This is a genomic window from Parabacteroides caeci (assembly GCF_023656795.1).
GTDB lineage: Bacteria > Bacteroidota > Bacteroidia > Bacteroidales > Tannerellaceae > Parabacteroides > Parabacteroides segnis.
In genome coordinates, this window is the sequence record NZ_JAMOKT010000048.1 from 17,667 (window position 1) to 36,006 (window position 18,340).

At 42.4% G+C, this 18,340-nt stretch carries 18 protein-coding genes; all 18 read right to left on the bottom strand.

The features are described from left to right. Positions 1 to 207 precede the first annotated feature (207 nt). The 18 genes from NBH15_RS20640 to NBH15_RS20725 all read right to left on the bottom strand — a co-directional run bounded on the left by NBH15_RS20640 (position 208) and on the right by NBH15_RS20725 (position 18,317). The gene (locus NBH15_RS20640) at positions 208 to 1,431 is read right to left on the bottom strand and encodes a glycosyltransferase family 4 protein (protein WP_128133487.1); all 1,224 of its coding nucleotides are present in this window, start codon (positions 1,429 to 1,431) and stop codon (positions 208 to 210) included. Beyond that, on the bottom strand, positions 1,428 to 2,399 hold the full coding sequence (locus NBH15_RS20645) for an NAD-dependent epimerase/dehydratase family protein (protein WP_128133486.1): 972 nt from the start codon (positions 2,397 to 2,399) through the stop codon (positions 1,428 to 1,430). The genes NBH15_RS20640 and NBH15_RS20645 overlap by 4 nt, the downstream gene beginning before the upstream one ends. Before the next feature lie 36 nt (positions 2,400 to 2,435). Next, a complete protein-coding gene (locus tag NBH15_RS20650) occupies positions 2,436 to 3,527 on the bottom strand; it encodes a glycosyltransferase family 4 protein (protein WP_128133485.1) in 1,092 nt (363 codons plus the stop codon). 4 nt (positions 3,528 to 3,531) lie between these two features. Then, complete coding sequence (locus NBH15_RS20655; RefSeq protein ID WP_284705595.1) at positions 3,532 to 3,933, bottom strand: acyltransferase; 402 nt, start codon at positions 3,931 to 3,933, stop codon at positions 3,532 to 3,534. A 198-nt stretch (positions 3,934 to 4,131) separates the two neighbouring features. Then, complete coding sequence (locus NBH15_RS20660) at positions 4,132 to 4,890, bottom strand: glycosyltransferase family 25 protein (RefSeq protein WP_128133483.1); 759 nt, start codon at positions 4,888 to 4,890, stop codon at positions 4,132 to 4,134. Positions 4,891 to 4,892: 2 nt separating this feature from the next. Next, a complete protein-coding gene (locus NBH15_RS20665) occupies positions 4,893 to 7,211 on the bottom strand; it encodes a GumC family protein (RefSeq protein WP_186960937.1) in 2,319 nt (772 codons plus the stop codon). Positions 7,212 to 7,218: 7 nt separating this feature from the next. Then, entirely contained in the window at positions 7,219 to 8,001 is a 783-nt protein-coding gene (locus NBH15_RS20670) for a polysaccharide biosynthesis/export family protein (protein ID WP_250823436.1), read from the bottom strand. A 21-nt stretch (positions 8,002 to 8,022) separates the two neighbouring features. Then, complete coding sequence (locus tag NBH15_RS20675) at positions 8,023 to 8,766, bottom strand: glycosyltransferase family 25 protein (RefSeq protein WP_128133480.1); 744 nt, start codon at positions 8,764 to 8,766, stop codon at positions 8,023 to 8,025. After that, the gene (locus NBH15_RS20680) at positions 8,741 to 9,043 is read right to left on the bottom strand and encodes an HU family DNA-binding protein (RefSeq protein WP_128133479.1); all 303 of its coding nucleotides are present in this window, start codon (positions 9,041 to 9,043) and stop codon (positions 8,741 to 8,743) included. Before NBH15_RS20680 ends, NBH15_RS20675 begins: the two co-directional genes overlap by 26 nt. 23 nt (positions 9,044 to 9,066) lie before the next feature. After that, entirely contained in the window at positions 9,067 to 10,086 is a 1,020-nt protein-coding gene (locus NBH15_RS20685; RefSeq protein ID WP_128133478.1) for a glycosyltransferase, read from the bottom strand. A 106-nt stretch (positions 10,087 to 10,192) separates the two neighbouring features. After that, the gene (locus NBH15_RS20690) at positions 10,193 to 11,296 is read right to left on the bottom strand and encodes a glycosyltransferase (protein ID WP_233566926.1); all 1,104 of its coding nucleotides are present in this window, start codon (positions 11,294 to 11,296) and stop codon (positions 10,193 to 10,195) included. A 42-nt stretch (positions 11,297 to 11,338) separates the two neighbouring features. Then, positions 11,339 to 12,079, bottom strand: coding sequence for a sulfotransferase family 2 domain-containing protein (locus NBH15_RS20695; protein WP_128133476.1), 741 nt, complete (start codon positions 12,077 to 12,079; stop codon positions 11,339 to 11,341). Between the two features lie 41 nt (positions 12,080 to 12,120). Further along, a complete protein-coding gene (locus tag NBH15_RS20700; protein ID WP_250823437.1) occupies positions 12,121 to 13,335 on the bottom strand; it encodes a DNA primase in 1,215 nt (404 codons plus the stop codon). A 419-nt stretch (positions 13,336 to 13,754) separates the two neighbouring features. Next, complete coding sequence (locus NBH15_RS20705) at positions 13,755 to 14,522, bottom strand: sulfotransferase family 2 domain-containing protein (protein WP_128134962.1); 768 nt, start codon at positions 14,520 to 14,522, stop codon at positions 13,755 to 13,757. A 38-nt stretch (positions 14,523 to 14,560) separates the two neighbouring features. Continuing rightward, entirely contained in the window at positions 14,561 to 15,946 is a 1,386-nt protein-coding gene (locus NBH15_RS20710) for a replicative DNA helicase (protein WP_250823438.1), read from the bottom strand. Then, positions 15,946 to 16,440: a hypothetical protein gene (locus tag NBH15_RS20715; protein WP_128134964.1), complete on the bottom strand. Its 495-nt coding sequence runs from the start codon at positions 16,438 to 16,440 to the stop codon at positions 15,946 to 15,948. Before NBH15_RS20715 ends, NBH15_RS20710 begins: the two co-directional genes overlap by 1 nt. A 316-nt stretch (positions 16,441 to 16,756) precedes the next feature. Next, positions 16,757 to 17,167 (bottom strand): hypothetical protein, encoded by a 411-nt coding sequence (locus NBH15_RS20720; RefSeq protein ID WP_233567403.1) that lies wholly within the window; start codon positions 17,165 to 17,167, stop codon positions 16,757 to 16,759. Positions 17,168 to 17,348: 181 nt separating this feature from the next. Continuing rightward, positions 17,349 to 18,317 carry a glycosyltransferase family 10 domain-containing protein gene (locus NBH15_RS20725; RefSeq protein WP_128134965.1) on the bottom strand — a complete coding sequence of 323 codons (969 nt, stop codon included), beginning with the start codon at positions 18,315 to 18,317 and terminating at the stop codon, positions 17,349 to 17,351. Positions 18,318 to 18,340 lie beyond the last annotated feature (23 nt).

Here is an 18,340-nt window from a genome sequence, read left to right on the forward strand (position 1 = left end):
CAACCCGTTTATAAATAAAACAGGTTGTACAAAGATAGAATAAACAAATTGGATATCCTAGTTGCACAACCTGCGTTTCTTTTATGGAAAATGTTCAGAGATGATAAAAGCACAAATGCACTAAATCCAAGGCAATAATGAGGTATTTTTGCACTAAATCCAAGGTTATACTAGTTTATGGAGCCTGTAGTAACTCTTTCCATTAACTTATAATGGCTCAGACTCTATCGAGCCTATCATTTTCTCCAATAGAATATCCGGATGCAGATAAGTTTCCGCATATCTCCGGTTCCGTATTCCAACCCGGCTGCGCTCGGATTCATCCATTTCGGCAAAAGCCACTATTTTCCGCACCAACAAATCCGAATCGCCGTGGGAGACGGATATATTTCCGAGACAATGACACAGGATATCCGTTATATGGGATCGGTCAGGACCGATATACAATACAGGCTTACCAATGAACATCGCTCCGTATATCTTATTCGGATGCGTAAAACCTACACAACCCTCCCCTAAAGAAACAACCTGGATATCTGCCGATCCCAATGACAAATGAATCTTTTCACGCGGTTGATAAGGCAAAATCAGGATGTTATCCAACCGATATTTTTCTTTGTATTCACATACTTCTTGCAGACGGACTCCGCCTCCGATATGGACAAATAAAAAACGCTTGTCCTCTTTCAGCCTGACCGCAGCCTCCAACAACGTAGTCAACGGATGCATGACAGAATGATTACCGGAATACATAATCACGATCCTGTCCCCAAAACCGTTTTCTCTCCGGAACGGATTCTCCATCCGCCCGCCTTCATAAACGGCAGTCATCACCGGCCATACCGGAATCACATCGATACCCATCTCGTCAGTATGCAAACGTTCGGAAATATGCCGTTTCATATAATCATCCAGGACAATAATCTTATCGGAATGACTGAATATATAATCTCCGCACTTCTGCATAACCTTCGCCGGAGTCGCATCAGTTTTAATATAACCGGCAACCATTGAAAGTTCAGGCTGCAAATCCATCGTCCAGTATACAAAACGTATTTTCTTCATCCGGGCTATCTTTATTCCGATATACGACAACAAAGGCGGACTGGTCAAACCGAGCATCACATCGCATGCAGACCGTCTCAACGCCAGCAGCCGGCACATTATCAATACATTGAAACTCAGAAAATCCGCCAGGCGTCCCAGTTTCGTCCTTTTGCCAAATCCGGTATTAAAAATACGGCAGATACGGACCCCGTTACAGTACTCCACAGCCGGATAGATTATTTCCGGATGCTCATAATTATGACGGCTGGTAATGACAGTAACATCATGTCCGTGGTCGGACAGAGCTTGCAGCAAATCAACCAAATGTTGTGCCACGGAAGCAGTGTCCGGCCAGTAGACCTGTGAGATACAGACTATTTTCATTTATTCTTTTCCTGTACTTGTTCATTTATCCATCGGTAGGTCAATGCCATCCCTTTAGACAACGGCCAGTTAGGCGCCCATCCCAGTTTCTCCTTAATCAGACGGTTATCGGAATTACGGCCGACAACACCCAGCGGACCGGGAATATGTTTTATATCCAAATTCTTGCCCGCAATCTCCATCACCATTCCGGCCAGGCCGTTGATACTGATCATCTCGTCCGATCCGATATTTACCGGTCCCATAAACGCATCCTGACTCATCAGGCGGCGCACACCTTCCAGGCATTCATCGATATAAAGAAACGAACGGGTCTGGTTTCCGTCCCCCCACATCTCGATCGTTCCGCCATCGGGCGTTTCAGCCACCTTACGACAAAAAGCAGCCGGCGACTTCTCACGTCCGCCCTCCCAGGTTCCTTCCGGACCGAAAATATTATGGAAACGGGCAATACGCACATCCAGCCCCTTATTACGATGGTAAGCCATATACATACGTTCACTGAACAGTTTCTCCCAACCGTAGTCACTGTCCGGTCCTGCCGGATAGGCCGAATCCTCCGAAGTAGTCGGATGCAAAGCATCCATCTGGTTACGTTCTGGATAGATACAGGCAGAAGACGAATAGAAAATTCTCCCCGCATTTCGTTTATAAGCCACATCCATCATATGAATGTTACACATTACCGAATTATGCATAATATCGGCATCATTCTCACCGGTAAAAACAAAACCGGCACCCCCCATATCGGCAGCAAACTGATAGATTTCGTCAAACTTACGATCGACGGCACGGTTACATACATCCATGTCGCGCAAGTCACCGATCATAAAATCATCGGCTTCCGTCGGTGAAAATTCCGGATACTTCAAATCGACACCTTTTACCCAATACCCCTCATTTTTGAGGCGTTTAACCATATGGCTACCGATGAAACCACCGGCGCCACAAACTAATGCTGTTTTCATGTTAATTGTGAATTAAATTAATAATGAACTTATATTCTATTTACTCTGAGAATTAACAAAAGATTGGAATAGCATATCCCATTTTTTATAAACCGCTTCGGAGTTATAGTTTTGAAATACGAACGATCTCCCATTTTCCCCATACTCATTTCTCCTATCGAGACTATCCATCAACTTTAAAAGAGCCGTCTTTAATCCGGAAATATCCTCCGGTGGAACCAGGATTCCTCTATCCTCTCCTATTATATCGGCAGGCCCTTCCGGACAATCGAAGGAAACAACCGGTAGTCCGCAGGAAGTCGCCTCTAAAAGACTCATTGGAAACCCTTCAAAACGGGAAGACATGACATAAATGGAAGAAGACAAATATTCAGAAATTACATCTTGCGTATACCCTTTCAGGAATACATATTTTTCCATATTACACATCTTTATCTTTTCCGCTAAAAAAGCATGCATCTCTCCCTCCCCGAAAATATCCAGATGCCAGTCGGGATAATCTTTCCATATATATTTGACAGCTTCCAGTAATAAGTCATATCCCTTCTGGTTAGAAAGGCGCCCTATCGAGAGGATTCTTTTTAATGTCAGATCAGCTTCCCCTTTTGGTGTAAAAGTCAACATATTAGGTATGACTTCGACATTTTTCAGCCTCCGCCTGAATTTATCGGCATCCTTCTCAGTGAGAGACACCAGTTTATAAAACGATTTATAGACATATTCCCGAAAAAAAAGGATGGGCAAAGGATAGATATTATATAAGTTATGTTCGCAGGCAATCGATTTCTTAGAAAAACCGGAAAAATATAAATACAGGTTAACTAAAAAGTTCTGCCCTATAAACAGGCTGGAATCATTTTTACGTATCATTTCCCGAAAAGAAAAGAAAGACCGGATTATCCGCAATAAACGCTTAAATGGACTACTGTGAATAGAATACGCTTCACTGGTTACATAAACGATACCCACCTCTTTTTCAAGAAAGAAAGCCGGCGATATATTCTGACGGAATAGGGAAATGATCCGCACCTCATGTCCTTTTCTCACCATAGTATTCGCTAATAAGGTTGTCGTTCTTTCTGTCCCGGCTTTGGCTGTGATATCTACCACTATAAATGAAATTTTCATCTGATTATTCTTTACTGTCAATACTCCTATACTTTATTATCCTGGCAGGATTTCCGGCAATCACCACGTTTTCCGGAAATTTGCCACACACCACACTACCGGCTCCTACAATTGAGTTTTTTCCGATAACGGTTCCCTTTAGAATAATTGAATTCATCCCGACAAAGCAGTTCTCGCCGATAGAAACCGGTTTCATTTTCAGATGAAGAGGATCGGTCGTAAAATTCAGTCCCGGCTCAAATGCATGGAAGTCATTATCTACGATCTTACAGTTGGCTCCTATAAACGTATTATCTCCTATCCGTATCTCTTTCATGGCATAAATCGTCGAACCGGATATACCGACATTTTCCCCGATATGTATAGTTCCTCCATGCCTTGCCACCAGTATCGTCCTTTGATACATGCCTAACAAATTATATACTGGCGTACTACAGAGTCCGGACCCTTTACCTATCGAAATAGACGAATTCCTGAATGCAAGGATTATGCTGAACCCGACCAGATTAACCCGGCCCAGATATCTGATTTTCTGAAATAAGTAAAGTAGATATAATGCTAACAAACGTATCATCCGATCATTTCAATTAATGTGATAGCCCACTTACAATCTGAATTTCACGATCTTCAACCTCCATAATAAACCATATAATTTGTAATCAAAAAATCTGGTCATTCTGTATTTAAAGGAAGTCTTTCGTATCCCGGATGATTTGCGATCCTGGATTATTTCCGACTCAACCAGTTGTTCGGAAGAAGCTCCAAATGCCAGATACGGATATATCCCTAACAGATAAATCCCATGCCTGAACATATATTCAAAATCATCGGCAACAATAAACGGTTTGTTGACCGATAATAATTTTTCAGCAGCATGCCGGTTCACCAAATAGGCACAAGTCCCCACGGCTTTTATGAACCGGTAAAAAGAATAACTTCCTAACTTAGAAATATCTTTCGTGAAATAAAGCTGATGGGAAGCCAGTGTGATAATACAACTTTTATCAGAAATCATTACCTTATCCATATTTCCAAATATCCAATTAACATCATCGGGATGCTGAAAAAAAACATCATCTTCCAAGATCAACGCATATTTGCAATCCGACCAAAGCAATCTGCGATAGCACTCCCTATGGCTTAGCGTACAGCCAATTTCTCCAGGTAGCGGTTCACGGTCATATCTTGAATAAAATCTTTTCCGGTCAAATAACTGTCCTATCTGTACCTCCATAAGTTGCTTCCCGTTCACAGCCTCCACCCATTCGATATCCAGGAAAGAATAGCGGGAGACCTCCTCCAGAACCCGTTCTCTTCGTTCGACGGATTCTTTCATATTTATTATATAAGTCTTTATTTTCATCACTATTCCTTTTTATTTCCGTATCCATAGCCATAATAACCATAATAGCCGTAATAGCCTGCCTGCTCATAACAGACTTCATTCAGAACAACAGCCATATGTGACAATCTGCCATCCGTATAAAGTTTCTCGACATCCGGCAATAACCGTCGGTCGAAACGTCCTTCACGGATCACATAAATGCATAAATCGGCAATCCGGTTAATTACCTGTGCATCCGCCACTACTCCATAAGGGACAGTATCTATCAGAATAAAGTCATATTCCCTTCTTAATTCCTCCATCAGCATGTCCAGACGATTGCTGAGCAATAGTTCTGCCGGATTGGGAGGAACTGGCCCGGAGGTAATAACATCCAGGGTATCATGCCATTCACTTTTCCGGATAATATCCCTGATGCCCGACACCTTGCCGGATAAATAATTAGTTATCCCTGCCGGCACAGTTCCATCTTCACTCTTTGCCGAACCTTTACGAATATCCATTTCCAACAAAATAACCCGCTTACCGGCCAATGCTAATGCCACAGACAAATTGGCTGAAATAAAAGTTTTCCCCGAACCCGGATTAAATGAAGTAAACATGATCGACTGTACTTCTCCTTTCTTGCTCAGCATAAAGTCCAGATTGGAACGAATGACACGGAACGCCTCCGAAACAGCGTCGCGCCCTTGTTCGTGTACCACCACCAAACCTGATTTTTTCGATTTACGAGGTATTTCCCCCAGAAAAGGAATGGTCAAATTCTCCTCAATATCTCTACGCCCACGTACTTTTACATCGAGTAACTGACGGATATAGAAGCATAAACCGGGAACCAATAAACCAACCAGAAAGGCTACCAATAAAACAATCAAGGCATTTGCTCCCGCCATTTCGGCCGCATAAGCACTATCCACAATACGCAGATTGCTGTCGGCCGTAGCCAGCGACAATGCATTTTCTTCCCGTTTGTTCAATAGATAAAGAAACAGTTCTTCTTTGATTTTTTGTTGACGTTCCACCGACAAAACATATTTCTGCTGAGTCGGAATACTACTGATCTTCCCGATTTCAAGCATCTGCATTCTACGGGTATAATCCAGCTTCATATCGATCGCCTCTTTCGTATTTCTCAGGCTTTGGGCGATAGCATTCCGTAAGGAGGCCAGTTGGCTGCTTCGCTCTTTTACGGCAGGACTATTGTCACCCGCATTCACCATCAACTTATTCCGTTCCAATAATGTCGTGTTATATTTATCGATCATTCCCTCCACACCGACACTCGTTATACCAGTGTTAGCCGGAAGCAAATGTTCGTTTTTCAACGGGTCATGCAGATACATCTGTACCAATTCAACCAATTCCCTCTGGTTGGTCAATTCGGTGATCTCCATATCATGCCTGTTCCGGTTTCCCAAATAGATTTTAGCTTCTTCAGCCAAATCCGCCGATTGATTCTGCTTCCGGTAATTTTCAATATTATTCTCCACATCGCCCAATTCTTCATTGATCAACTGCAAACGTTCGTCAATAAAAAGTGCCGTACTGCGAATAATCATGTTCTTATCCTGCATCGACTCATCCACATACGCTTGTATCAACGTATTCAGGATATCTTCTCCCCGCTTTGCATCCGTATCCTGGTAAGTGAGCGTTAATAAATTGACATCTTTAGCCGACCGCTCGACTTCGAGCCCGTCCAGATATAAACTGATAAGCGATTTACGATCACTACATGTTACCTGTATCGGAACATTCAGCCATTCGTCATTGAAAAAAGAAGTACGCCTGACAATCATCCTACCCAGCGGGCTATTCTGCGGCTTGCCAAAAGTATATTTCATCACACCATCCGGATCATCCTCCAGCCCTTTTATCCGAAAGCCGCCTTCCGGCAAAGGGATAACGGAGAAAATAGCCGGTTTGGAAAAAGAAGAATCCGGAAAACTGATTTCCACCGGAGAGTCGGTATATAAATCCCTGCTTTTCAACCCGTCATCCACAGCATAGTTGATATCCAATCCTAACCGCCGTATAACTTCGCCCATCAACAAACGGGATTTAAAAATCAGAATCTCCCCGTCGATATTATTGCCATCCTCAAACAACTGTTTTTCATTGAAGGCTTCCTCCGATTTCGCTGTATTTTTTAACTGAACAACTGCTTCCCGTTTATAAACAACCGGGACAGTACGTATGTAAACAAAAGCCAGCATGAGGCAGATGAACACCGACAATGCAAACCAATGCCATTTAATAAGCAATACATCCCAGACTTTACGAATATTCAACTCGCTTTTCAAATGCCATTCTTCTATATAAGGCTTATCATCATTCATAAGTATTTTATTTAAAGATAAGTACGCAGGTTGACATCAGAAACGAAATCAAAGACAACCAGGTCCCGACGTTGGTGAACTGATTCTGGGTACTTGCTTCCGCTCGTACCCGGTTAGGCTCCACATAGACCAGGTCGTTCTGCTGCAAATAAAAATTAGGAGAATTGAAAACATCTCTCGAACGCAGGTCATGATACAAAATCGTCCGTACACCATCCGTTTCCCTGACCACGGCAACCCGGTTACGACGCCCATGGATTGTCAAATCGCCGGCAAGCGCCAAAGCCTCGAACAGAGTGACCTGATCAGAAGTTATGTTATATGAACCGGGACGGTTCACTTCGCCCAACACTTGTATCCTAAAATTTTGAAAACGAACTGTTACCACCGGATCTTTTATATAATCCCCTTTCTTCAGCTTGTCCTGAATCAACTCTATCAGTTGGCGCCGGGTCAATCCTTGTATTTTGAGCTTTCCCAACAGAGGGAAATTAATGGTCCCGTCCTGTTCTACCAGATAACCACGGTTATTATATCCTCCTCCGTAATTTCCGGAATAATTATTTCCCCATAACAGGTTGTTAAACGGCTGTAATAACTCAGGTTCGGCACAACTAACGGAAATATCCAAAATATCATTTTTCCTTATTTTTATTTCAACGGAATCGGAGACCTCCATCCGCTTAAACAAGTCATCTCCTTGCAAGTAAGCGAAATCTTTTACTCTTCCGCAAGAAGAGAATAAAAGAGAACAAAACAATACAGCAAATAAATAATTGATTATTTTCATACATCTAATTTTATTAATCGGTTATCTCACAGACAGTATATGCAATAAAAGCAATAATTTCCGGCACCCGCCTCTGAACAGATTTTGCAATCTGTAGCGAACCGGTATATTCGTCACGTATTCTATATCCTGCTTGCCTTGTTGAATATTCGTTCCCATACTATCGCCTGTCGAAAATAGAGGGAACAGTCCATATACCTTTATTCCCTTCAAATTCATATACTGATAATCGTCAACCAGTACCGACGGGATATCTGTCAGCAGTTTATTCGCAACATTCCGGTGTATCAGATAGGCATAAGCTCCCAATCCGAACCAAGCCCGATAAATGCTATATCCGTTTCCCATATCTCTCCCCCTGGTAGAACTCACAGGCAAAAGAGAATAGATAAAAACTCCACCTTTTTTCTTTTTCAGCAGCTCACAACATTCAGCCATAACAGCATCCACAAGCTCCGGTTGAAGAAAAACAACATCATCCTCCAATATCAATGCGACCTCTTCGTCCGAATTTAATAACCGGCGATAACATTCCTGATGGCTTAGCGTACACCCGACCTCACCCGGAAACGGATAACGTTTATAACGATAAGTAAATCGTTTGACATCGAACCTCCGTTCCGTTTCTTCCGGTAAAAGCCGGTATCCGTCTACCGCTTCCACCAGTTCGACATCCATACAGGCATACCGGGCAGTCTCTTTCAAGATATACTCCCGGCGGTCTGCGGATCGCTTCAAATTAATCACATATGTCTTTATCTTCATGTCTCTCATTCAATAGTTCCAGTAATCTTTTCCCCGGTTTAAATTTCACGCTGACCCGCTTGTGAATCGGACATTCTACCCCCGTACGCGGATTGCGTCCGAAACGTTCATTTTGTTGCCAGGGTTGGAAATGCCCGAAATTTTGTATCAAGACTGACTCATCCTTCCGAATCGATTCTCCAACTACGACACACAGGGTATCCAGTAATTTCGAAGCCATAGTAACCGTTACCGGCATGCGGCTCGCTATTTCTCTAGCCAAATCATTCTTATTCATATCCTTCAATATTTATTAATAGATTATTTGATTTTCAAAAAGAGATATTTAATTTCATAAAACAAGAAAAGGAGAACCGGAAGTCTGAAATACACAGCAACAGACTTATAGGCCAATGCACCCGGCCGAATGATATACTTCTTGAATTTACTTCGGTCGGCATTCATGACTAACCCTCTCATCCGTTTATAACGCTCTATCCATGACAATCGGTCGTGTACAAAAATCGAACCGGCGGTCGATTCACAAAAGAGGTAGATATAATAATTATCCGCAACCTGCATCAGCCTGGGATGATTAAGACCTTTCTTTTGTAGAAAATCAGAGAAACCATCCCATCTTTTTTGTCTCGAATCAGAAAGGAAATAATCATATTTCGCCTCTGTTGTCAATGAAATCTGTTGTTTCATAACATGATATAGAGTAAAAGGTACACCTTTCAGCTTACTGACATGACTATAATACGTATAATTAAAAATCGTATCCTCTCCCCAATCGATACCGACAGGGAAACGAATGTGATAATCCCCGATGATCTTTCGTGCATACAGTTTATTCACAGGTCCGAACAAGAGCTTCGAATCAAAAAAATAATAAGCAATCAAGTCCGCTCCACTATTATCCAACGAAAACGACTCGTCACTTTTTACCGGCATCTCCTTGCTTCGCATTCCCTGGCAATCAAATTCATCCTGTCCGCAAAACGACATTGTATCTTCGCCGGCAGCATCATATAATAGTTGCAAATAAGTACTCTCCCCCCAATCGTCGCTGTCGATAAATGCAATGTATTGTCCCCATGCCAATTCCAATCCCCGGTTACGGGCAACGGAAGCGCCACTGTTCGATTGATTATATACCCTGAAACGGGAGTCTGTCTCCGCATAATGGCGGCATACCGATAAACTCCCGTCGGTAGAACCATCATCGATCAAAATACATTCCCAATCCGTAAAAGTCTGGGACAAAACAGAGTCCAGGCAACGGGCCAAACAGTAAGCTCTGTTATATATGGGAATTATTACTGAAACTTTTATATTCATTTTATATTCGTTTTTTACCAATCCATTCTCCGTCCTATCAACTCAAAGAATTTTTCATTCCATGGCTCAAAATATTTTTTAGTAGTATATAATTACCTTTTCATCATCAATAATATATAAAATCAGGTTTATCTATTTTCCCGGTTACCCAGTCGTATAGTTGTACCATTTGCTCGGAAACCCTCCCTACGGCATATTTATCAAGTACCAACTGCCTTCCTCTTTTCCCCATTTCCTGAAGAGTTGTATGATCCGAATTCAAAATTTTGCTCACGGCTTCTGTTAATGTATCCACATCATTATTCACCCAATAGCCACAACGATGAGTCTCCAACTCCTGCCAAGGGGAACCCGTCGTCGCTATAACCGGCACTTCCTGTAATAAGGCCTCGGGAGTAATTAGGCCGCAGTTTTCAAAATCACTGGGAACAACCAGACAGGTCAGTGATGCCAGTAAACGGTTCTTTTTTTCACCGGTTACAAATCCGGTAAAACGAACTTGTTGCAACCCTAACCGCTTCACTTCATTTTTAAGAAACTGCATATAATCCGGTTCGCCGTCTCCCATAACCAATAATTCCCCCGGTTCATTTAGACGATACCAGATTTCAAACAGCCTTTCTACTCTCTTACGAGAATGGATACGTCCCAAATATCCGAAACGCTTCACGCCAACAGGCAACGAAGGTTCTGCTTTCTCACTACACTCCATCGGATATGGTAATAAAGCCACAGGGTTTGTAAATCCTAATGAACGGTAATGCTCCATTTCCTCTGTACATGTAGTATGAATACAGGCTGCATCCTGTAACATTTTACATTGAAACAGAGACAAAGCCGTTTTCTTTATCAAAGAAGAATGCGCTAAAGCCTCCGGATATAAAGAACCATGCAAGGTAATAAGATAAGGGACTCCTTCTTTTCGTGCCAGATTAGCAGTAATATATCCTGGATATTGCCAAAGTCCTTGCACATGGTAGGCATCCACAGAGTGGATTGACTTCAGCGCCTGTGGAAAGGCTTTCGCATATCCCCACCGTTCATAATAAAAACGAGGTAAAGGCAAAAAATGAATGAATGATTCATTAGACAACGGTATTTCGCCCTTTAATAGTTGCTTGGTTAACACCTGCGCTTTTACGCCTTGTTCATTTAGCCCTCTAACCGTCAATAAGGTTGCACGAGCCGATCCTCCATAAGTTGAACTCATAGAATTAATAACATGTACGACATTCATTTGAATCTTGGATATTTAATTTGTTTTTATAGAATCGCTATACATCAGAAACAACTCCCGGTCTTCCTGATATAGCTTTTCAATCTTCTTCCGAATATCGTCCGGTATCGCATAGTCCTTTGCTATTGCCAAACGATCTTTATACGCAGACAAACCGAAAGTTTCCAGCAACTTTTCCCAATCGCTTTCCGATTCATACCGTAATATTTCTACTTTGTCAGCCATATAGTTACTTTGGGGAGCTATCCAGGGAATTCTTTTATTTCTCAAAAAAACATCCTGCTTACTACGCTTTAATGAAGAAATATATTTACATGCATCTTCTGGTGAAGCGAGATTCAGCTTCACCAGAAGACCGGTATATGTCCCAGGACATATACTTCGCAATAATTCGTATATTTTTTGGTATTTGTTCAAACTTAACCATTCCTTTTCATAAAAATATCTGAAGTTTTTTATGGAACAAAAGTTAAAAGGAGCCAGTTGTTTTTTCAACTCTTTTATTCCGGAATAAAAACGATTATAAGGATTCCGGATCATCGTAACAAGCCTGTAATCCTGCCATTCCGGTATAAAACGTGGCAAATCATCATACGTTATATGCCCCAAATCTGTTCCATATTCTTTTGAAAAAAGTTTCCACCATTTCGTAGCTTCTGTTTTTCCATACTTCTCGATATAAATATTCCTTAAAAATGTTCCGCCACATTTCGGATTGTGCAAGTATATTACTTTGCGTTCTCGGTCAACAATCATATATTCTATTTTAAAAAAAGTTTTGAATTTATTTTCAACGACTAATCCAATAACCATTCCGCCTTCAATACCGGAGAATGCGCCAGTAGCTGCGTAACTTTCTCCAGGCGTTTATGCAAGGGGATCATTCCGGTAAATAAGTCTTTCCGTTCCGTTACCGTCAAAGCCAGGTGTAAATCTTCCAATATTTTTTTTATCTGCCGAAGCAGGTCGGTTTCATAAACTTCCAACCGACTGAAACGGGTTAATCTTTTTATATATCCGGTAAAATCTTCACGTCCCATCATACCAAGTAGGGAATCCGGATCATGCTCCGGTTCAAGAACGATCCGTCCGACCGAAAAGCCTTTTTCAACCAATAAGCGTGCCGATCGTATCCCGTTCGTTTGCCCGGCTTCATCGCCGTCGAGCATAATTATGGCGTACCGGGTATACCGGCAGAGTAACGTTATATGTTGTTCGGTTAATGCCGTTCCGCATAAGGCCACCGTATTCCGGAACCCGGCGGCATGCATGGCCAGCACATCTTTGTATCCTTCGGTGATATAAACAAAATGATGTTCACGGATTGCCTCCAGGGCTTGATATAAGCCATATAAAATTTCGCTTTTATGGTAAACCGGACTATCCGGCGAATTGACGTATTTACGGATATCCGTCCCTTCCGTTTCTCCTTGGTATCGTCCGGCAAAAGCAATTAGTTCTCCCTTTTCATTCCGTACCGGAAAGATAATACGGCCACATAAATCCGCATAAGAGGCGGGCAGAGCAGCCGGAGCAATTCCAACTTCAAACGTTTTATATGTTTCGCGGAGAATATCCGTTTCCGGAATATAGGTTTCCAGCAAATCGAATATCATCCGGTGGCTACGGAGCAGGCTGTTTATACAGAGTTGGCTGACCGGTTCTACCGGTACCGGCTGTCGCTTCGGTCGTACCGGAGGATATTTGACCGGTTGGTAATTCTCTCCGGTATCCGGCAAACCGTACCACCCCGCCAGCTTCTTCAATGCCGTACGGAAATCGCAACCTTCTATCCGCTGTACGAATTTGAACAGGTCGCCTCCCTCGCCACAAGCAAAACATTTATAGTATTGTTCTTTTACATTTACACACAACGACGGATGCCGGTCGGCATGAAACGGGCAAAGCCCTACCAAAGTCTTTGCCGAACTTCCACTCCGTTTCAGAGGCAGATAGCGTTCAACTACCTCCTCCAAACGAGCCACTTGCTTGATTCGATCTTTCCGGTTCATAATTTATCAGAAATGAGTGTTTGTTTATAGCAACTGGTTGTAACTGGCTCCCCTCTGGAGAGGGGGAAGGGGGTGTGTCATATTCCCGCCTATACAACCACCATAATCAGAGTCACTTGACTATTACAGGTTCATTTGCCGTCTGCTTCAGCTGACGGTTTACAAGTTGTTTCTCTCTTTTGGCTTCAGCCACATTTCTCCTAGATAGAAACCTGTAAGAAATGGGACTAAAGTCCAATGAGATAGATCCTTTACTAATCCGTCAGCTGAAGCAGACGGCAAATAAACTTGTAACAAGGCTTGTTTTATTGACTGGCTTTAACACACCCCCTACCCCCTCTCAAGAGGGGAGCCAGTTACAACCAGTCAATAAACAGATAGTTCAATTATTTCTAAATTGGCACATTATTTCTATGATTTCATTTCTTGCCTTTCAAATATTCCTTTAGCTTCGTGTATTCATCTTCATATCCGAAAGCGATGAAATCTTTTTTGTATTTCCGGTAGACGAGCCATGCCGTAAACGGAGTGTAATAATCCATCCAATATTTTCCGGTCAGCGAAGCAGCCCGGTTCGTATGAGATAACGGAAGAAGATTAAATCGTTCACGGATCGGTTCATATTCCTCTTTTATATTTTCAACCTTACCGACAAAATCGACCTGGCATTTATCACCTTTGTCATAAATCAATCGGTACTGCCCTGCAAAATGAGGTTCGTCCAAACAACCGGGAAGTAAAAAAACCCTACGTACAAATTGACTAAAATCCTGTACGCGCAACAAACTACTAAACAAATAACTATCCCAGCAGATATCATCTGGATGCTGTATGCATTTATCCTCAAAACAAGAAACCAAACGTTTGAAAGGATTTCGCACAAACGTGAATTTATAATACCGGCCGGTCTCCTGATCCAACTCTACCTCTGTATAAACTCCCGCAAAAACATGGATATCCGGCTGTTCTCCGAACATTGAGATTTTAATCGAAGAACAAGCCACTTTAGGATTATTCAAATACACCAGTTTCCGGTCCGAATCGATAATAAACTTTCGAGGTAATCTTTTCCTATTTTTGATATACAGGCGATAGATTACAAACAACTTACTAATCCCAGGGATAACCATTTTTAATAACTTCTTTAAATTTAGAGAGCCACCTCTCACGTTTATATTTGTTAACATTTTCCATTATTTTAAATGCTTTTCAATTATCATTTTCATTATATCACTCTCGGATCATAATCCGTCAGGCAAGTCATTGCCGGATTGTAGCGGAATTTAGCTATACCTGTTGCCCCGTTACGGTTTTTAGCAACCAGCAACATGCCCACTCCCCGCAAATCTTCCTTTGTCTTCGGATCATAAAAAATATTGTACTTCTCGGCACGATAAACGAATATGACCCCATCCGCCACCTGTTCTATCGCACCGGAATTACGCAAATCGCTCAGCATCGGAAAATGACTCCCCTGGCGGCGATCGACATCACGGTTTAGCTGGGCCAGCAAAACCACCGGGATTTTCATCTCTTCTGCCATCAGTTTCGCCTTACGGGCGATAGTGCCCAGGGCAAGATCTGTCGTCTCCTGTAAATCATTTTTTGAGACAATGATATTGATCAGATTCAGATAATCGATATATAAAACTCCCAACCAGCCTTTTTTATGCAAAGACTGGGCTTTGGCACGCATATCTTCGATCGTGTCCGATCCGCAATATTCCAGCGTGAGCGGTAACCGCTCCAGTTCCTTCTTTGCTTCTTCCAACCGGGCACGATCAGAAACTGAAGTACCTTTAAAACGCAAGCTATCCGCATTGACTCCGCTGATCATCGAAAGCAGTCGCATCACATTTTGCTCTTTACTCATCTCCACACTGAAATAGGCGACTGCCATACCTTGCCGCGCCTGATGGAGTGCCATCCACAAAGCCACTGCCGATTTTCCCATGGAGGGACGTCCGGCAATAACCGTCAATTCCTCTTTGTAAAGTCCTCCCGTCATCGCATCCAGGTCGTGCAAACCGAAAAAGACACGGCTGATTTCCCCGGATTCACGCAAAGCCTGTTCACGATACGATTCATCCAACACACGGGCGGCTACCGCACCGGCATTCTCCATCGACGAAACATGTGCCATGCCATCGCGCAAGGAACCGGCCAGATCCTCTATCCCCGTCAATAATCCAATAACATCGGCGGAGGGCAACTGCGCCTCCGTCTCTTTTTTCTTCAACTCATTCACCAATTGGCGCAAGGTATAACAACAAACCAGCTCGTCGGCATGGATACGGATATGGGCATCGGTGCGTACGTCCAGCAACATGTCCGACAAGAACGACAATCCGTTCAACTGCATATACAAGCTATTATCCAGCCGTCGCATCTCATTCTCTACGGTCAGCATATCGACAGCTATTCCGGAGGCCATCAGCGAAAGAACCGCGCGATAAACAAAACCAGTCCGGTTGTCGCTGAACATATCCGGCTGTAACCGGTCCGCCACATCGAATATTGCTTCCGGACTTATCAACAGGCCGGCTATCACGGCTTGTTCCAGCCGGAGGTTCGTGTTCGGCTGAGACTGTATGTTCTTTTGTGTGTTCATCAATTCACCGCTCCTTTCTGATTATTACCCGGATTATAAAAATTCATCGCTTCGTCCCAGATACTGCCACCGGAATTATTCCGGTCGGTTTCGTTCGTTTTATTTGCCGCCGGTTCCCCATGTTGCACCTGTACGGATTGTTCATAATTGACCAACGCGATCCGTTTGTAAAAACCGACATTCGACACCAGTACGAAATGTTGCTTTTCCAGCTTCACCAGACATTTCTTTACCTGGCGGCGATCGATACCGGTCAGTTCCTCGATCTCCGTGTACGAAGTGATCCACTCTCCCGGATGACAGAAATAAACCTGGTCGTTCAAACAAACCTGTCCTTCGCTGAAATAGGCAAAGGTTTCGACACAGAGTAAAACACAAGCCAACTCATGAAGATCCCGTTCTCCCATAAAAAATGCGCGCAACACACTTCTACCCACTTTCAGGTAGCCCGACTTCCGGTAATCCGGAGTCATGTTTTCCTTACGTTTTTTCATTTTTACAACCTTTTTAGTTACTAATTCAAACGTGACAGGTAAAAGCGCGCTTTTGTGACAGATTACGAATTTTGATTATCAAACGGTAGAAGATGGTTATAAGACATTACCTTGACAACGGTTCGTACGGCCTCTTTAATATAGAATGAATATTATTATAACTAATACAAAGAAACGTGCGATCAAAAAATCATTCAGGACACTCCTGCCCGCTTACCCTATGATGTAAATATACACCCGGTATACCGCTGGGCGGAGTACACTAAAAACCGGGAAAACGAGAAGAAAGCAAACTCATTCCCAGCTGATTAATAATTTATTTCTTGGTTTTTAGTGTGTGAAACGAATCTTTAAACTTTGTTAAAACCTCTTCATATTCAGGAGGCATCTCATAAAACCATCGGCGGATGGTGGAAAGTTCCTGGTCTAAACGAAACATACCGCAAAGCGTTTTAACCAATTGCCCTTTTTTAGCTCTGATGATTCCCAGCTCCAATAAAACCGACATGACTGCAACAAAGAAGCGTGGGTAAACCAGTTCCCTGGGTGGCGTATAATACAGCTGGCTTTCATAACCGTAATACTGTATAATCGTATCGCGATATTCCGTAAAGAAACGATGGGAAAATTGATGCCATTGTTCACTGTCGATATCACCCGATTCGCGTAAAAAAACAGCTGTCTCCATAACCGTCCGTACCGGATCCGGTTGTCGTTGAATATTCACTTTAAAAGTCGGAAAAGATAACGGATCTCCTCCCGCAAGCCTACATAATTTTTTTTATCCATTGTTGTATGTATTAGGCCGGGAATGAGTTGCTTATTTCCTAAAAAAAGGTCATGACCTTTAACTGTAAAAGTCCCTTATTTTGAAATCGAAAGACTGGTCTTAACATTTCAAAACACCCTTATTTTTTTCCCAGTAGCTTTTTGGTCATAGATTTTGACAATTCAAGGAATGTCGGAGCATCATATCTCCTTCGTCTCATAATAGTAAATTTGTTACAGCCATAGCGTACCCGGCGACCGGCTTTATCCAGAGGTTGTTCAAAAATATGCCTGAAAAAATCCGTTATTTTTTTTATTTCACTATCCCAAAACTCCTCAAAATTAGCCCCGTAAGGCCAGAAGGGCGTCATCACTTTTTCCAGATAAGCAGCATCGTCTTTATCCAGGCGGATAATCTCCTCAACAGCTTCTTCCATAGAAGAATAATTCATCAGATTAACAAACGAGTTCGGATGGTAATCCGAACTGACAGTGGGGCTACCCCAATATAGCGGTAACGACTGGGCCATGAACGGTTCCAGGATTTTTTCAGTCGCATATCCCGGCAAACTCGAATTCTCGATCGCTAAAGTGAATTTATAATCACGCAGGAACTGTCGCTTATCACCAACCCTTTTACCCATATTATTCAAAAAAGCACCACCTGAATCGATTCGTTTATAACCGGATAAAGCATTAAAGAACAACTCCCGATAAGGGGCGGCACAAGTATTGTTGGAATAAACAAAATTGCAGAATTTACGGTTTAGCAACGCTTCTTCTTTTAAAACCGGTAAAACCAGGTGAGAATCCTTTCTATACAGAAATCCGCTATATTTCCGAAAAGTTCTGTCATCACATTGAAGATTACTCAAACTTAGGGCATAATCGCATAAATTAAGATCGGGCATGATGTTTTCGTCACTCCAAAAAATCCGGATACAGTCTTCATAAAACAAATGTTCATTTCCAAAACAGGAATAGAATAAATAATCCGGATGTTCTTTATCTATCAGAAACTCATATTCATCCGATAAGAACCATAAGGTAAACCTATAATCAAAGTCCGGCCAGAAATCGACAAAATTGCAGCGTATTTTCTTTTTCATATTCAAATTTATTTAGCTGATCC

What these genes read in the sequence shown, in the direction of transcription:
- NBH15_RS20705 (WP_128134962.1), bottom strand. Translation starts at nt 14,522, where the DNA reads ATGTTAACAAATATAAACGTGAGAGGTGGCTCTCTAAATTTAAAGAAG.
- NBH15_RS20650 (WP_128133485.1), bottom strand. Translation starts at nt 3,527, where the DNA reads ATGAAAATTTCATTTATAGTGGTAGATATCACAGCCAAAGCCGGGACA.
- NBH15_RS20655 (WP_284705595.1), bottom strand. Translation starts at nt 3,933, where the DNA reads ATGTATCAAAGGACGATACTGGTGGCAAGGCATGGAGGAACTATACAT.
- NBH15_RS20680 (WP_128133479.1), bottom strand. Translation starts at nt 9,043, where the DNA reads ATGAATAAGAATGATTTGGCTAGAGAAATAGCGAGCCGCATGCCGGTA.
- NBH15_RS20700 (WP_250823437.1), bottom strand. Translation starts at nt 13,335, where the DNA reads ATGAACCGGAAAGATCGAATCAAGCAAGTGGCTCGTTTGGAGGAGGTA.
- NBH15_RS20645 (WP_128133486.1), bottom strand. Translation starts at nt 2,399, where the DNA reads ATGAAAACAGCATTAGTTTGTGGCGCCGGTGGTTTCATCGGTAGCCAT.
- NBH15_RS20670 (WP_250823436.1), bottom strand. Translation starts at nt 8,001, where the DNA reads ATGAAAATAATCAATTATTTATTTGCTGTATTGTTTTGTTCTCTTTTA.
- NBH15_RS20675 (WP_128133480.1), bottom strand. Translation starts at nt 8,766, where the DNA reads ATGAAGATAAAGACATATGTGATTAATTTGAAGCGATCCGCAGACCGC.
- NBH15_RS20725 (WP_128134965.1), bottom strand. Translation starts at nt 18,317, where the DNA reads ATGAAAAAGAAAATACGCTGCAATTTTGTCGATTTCTGGCCGGACTTT.
- NBH15_RS20665 (WP_186960937.1), bottom strand. Translation starts at nt 7,211, where the DNA reads ATGAATGATGATAAGCCTTATATAGAAGAATGGCATTTGAAAAGCGAG.
- NBH15_RS20640 (WP_128133487.1), bottom strand. Translation starts at nt 1,431, where the DNA reads ATGAAAATAGTCTGTATCTCACAGGTCTACTGGCCGGACACTGCTTCC.
- NBH15_RS20685 (WP_128133478.1), bottom strand. Translation starts at nt 10,086, where the DNA reads ATGAATATAAAAGTTTCAGTAATAATTCCCATATATAACAGAGCTTAC.
- NBH15_RS20715 (WP_128134964.1), bottom strand. Translation starts at nt 16,440, where the DNA reads ATGAAAAAACGTAAGGAAAACATGACTCCGGATTACCGGAAGTCGGGC.
- NBH15_RS20710 (WP_250823438.1), bottom strand. Translation starts at nt 15,946, where the DNA reads ATGAACACACAAAAGAACATACAGTCTCAGCCGAACACGAACCTCCGG.
- NBH15_RS20660 (WP_128133483.1), bottom strand. Translation starts at nt 4,890, where the DNA reads ATGAAAATAAAGACTTATATAATAAATATGAAAGAATCCGTCGAACGA.
- NBH15_RS20690 (WP_233566926.1), bottom strand. Translation starts at nt 11,296, where the DNA reads ATGAGTTCAACTTATGGAGGATCGGCTCGTGCAACCTTATTGACGGTT.
- NBH15_RS20695 (WP_128133476.1), bottom strand. Translation starts at nt 12,079, where the DNA reads ATGATTGTTGACCGAGAACGCAAAGTAATATACTTGCACAATCCGAAA.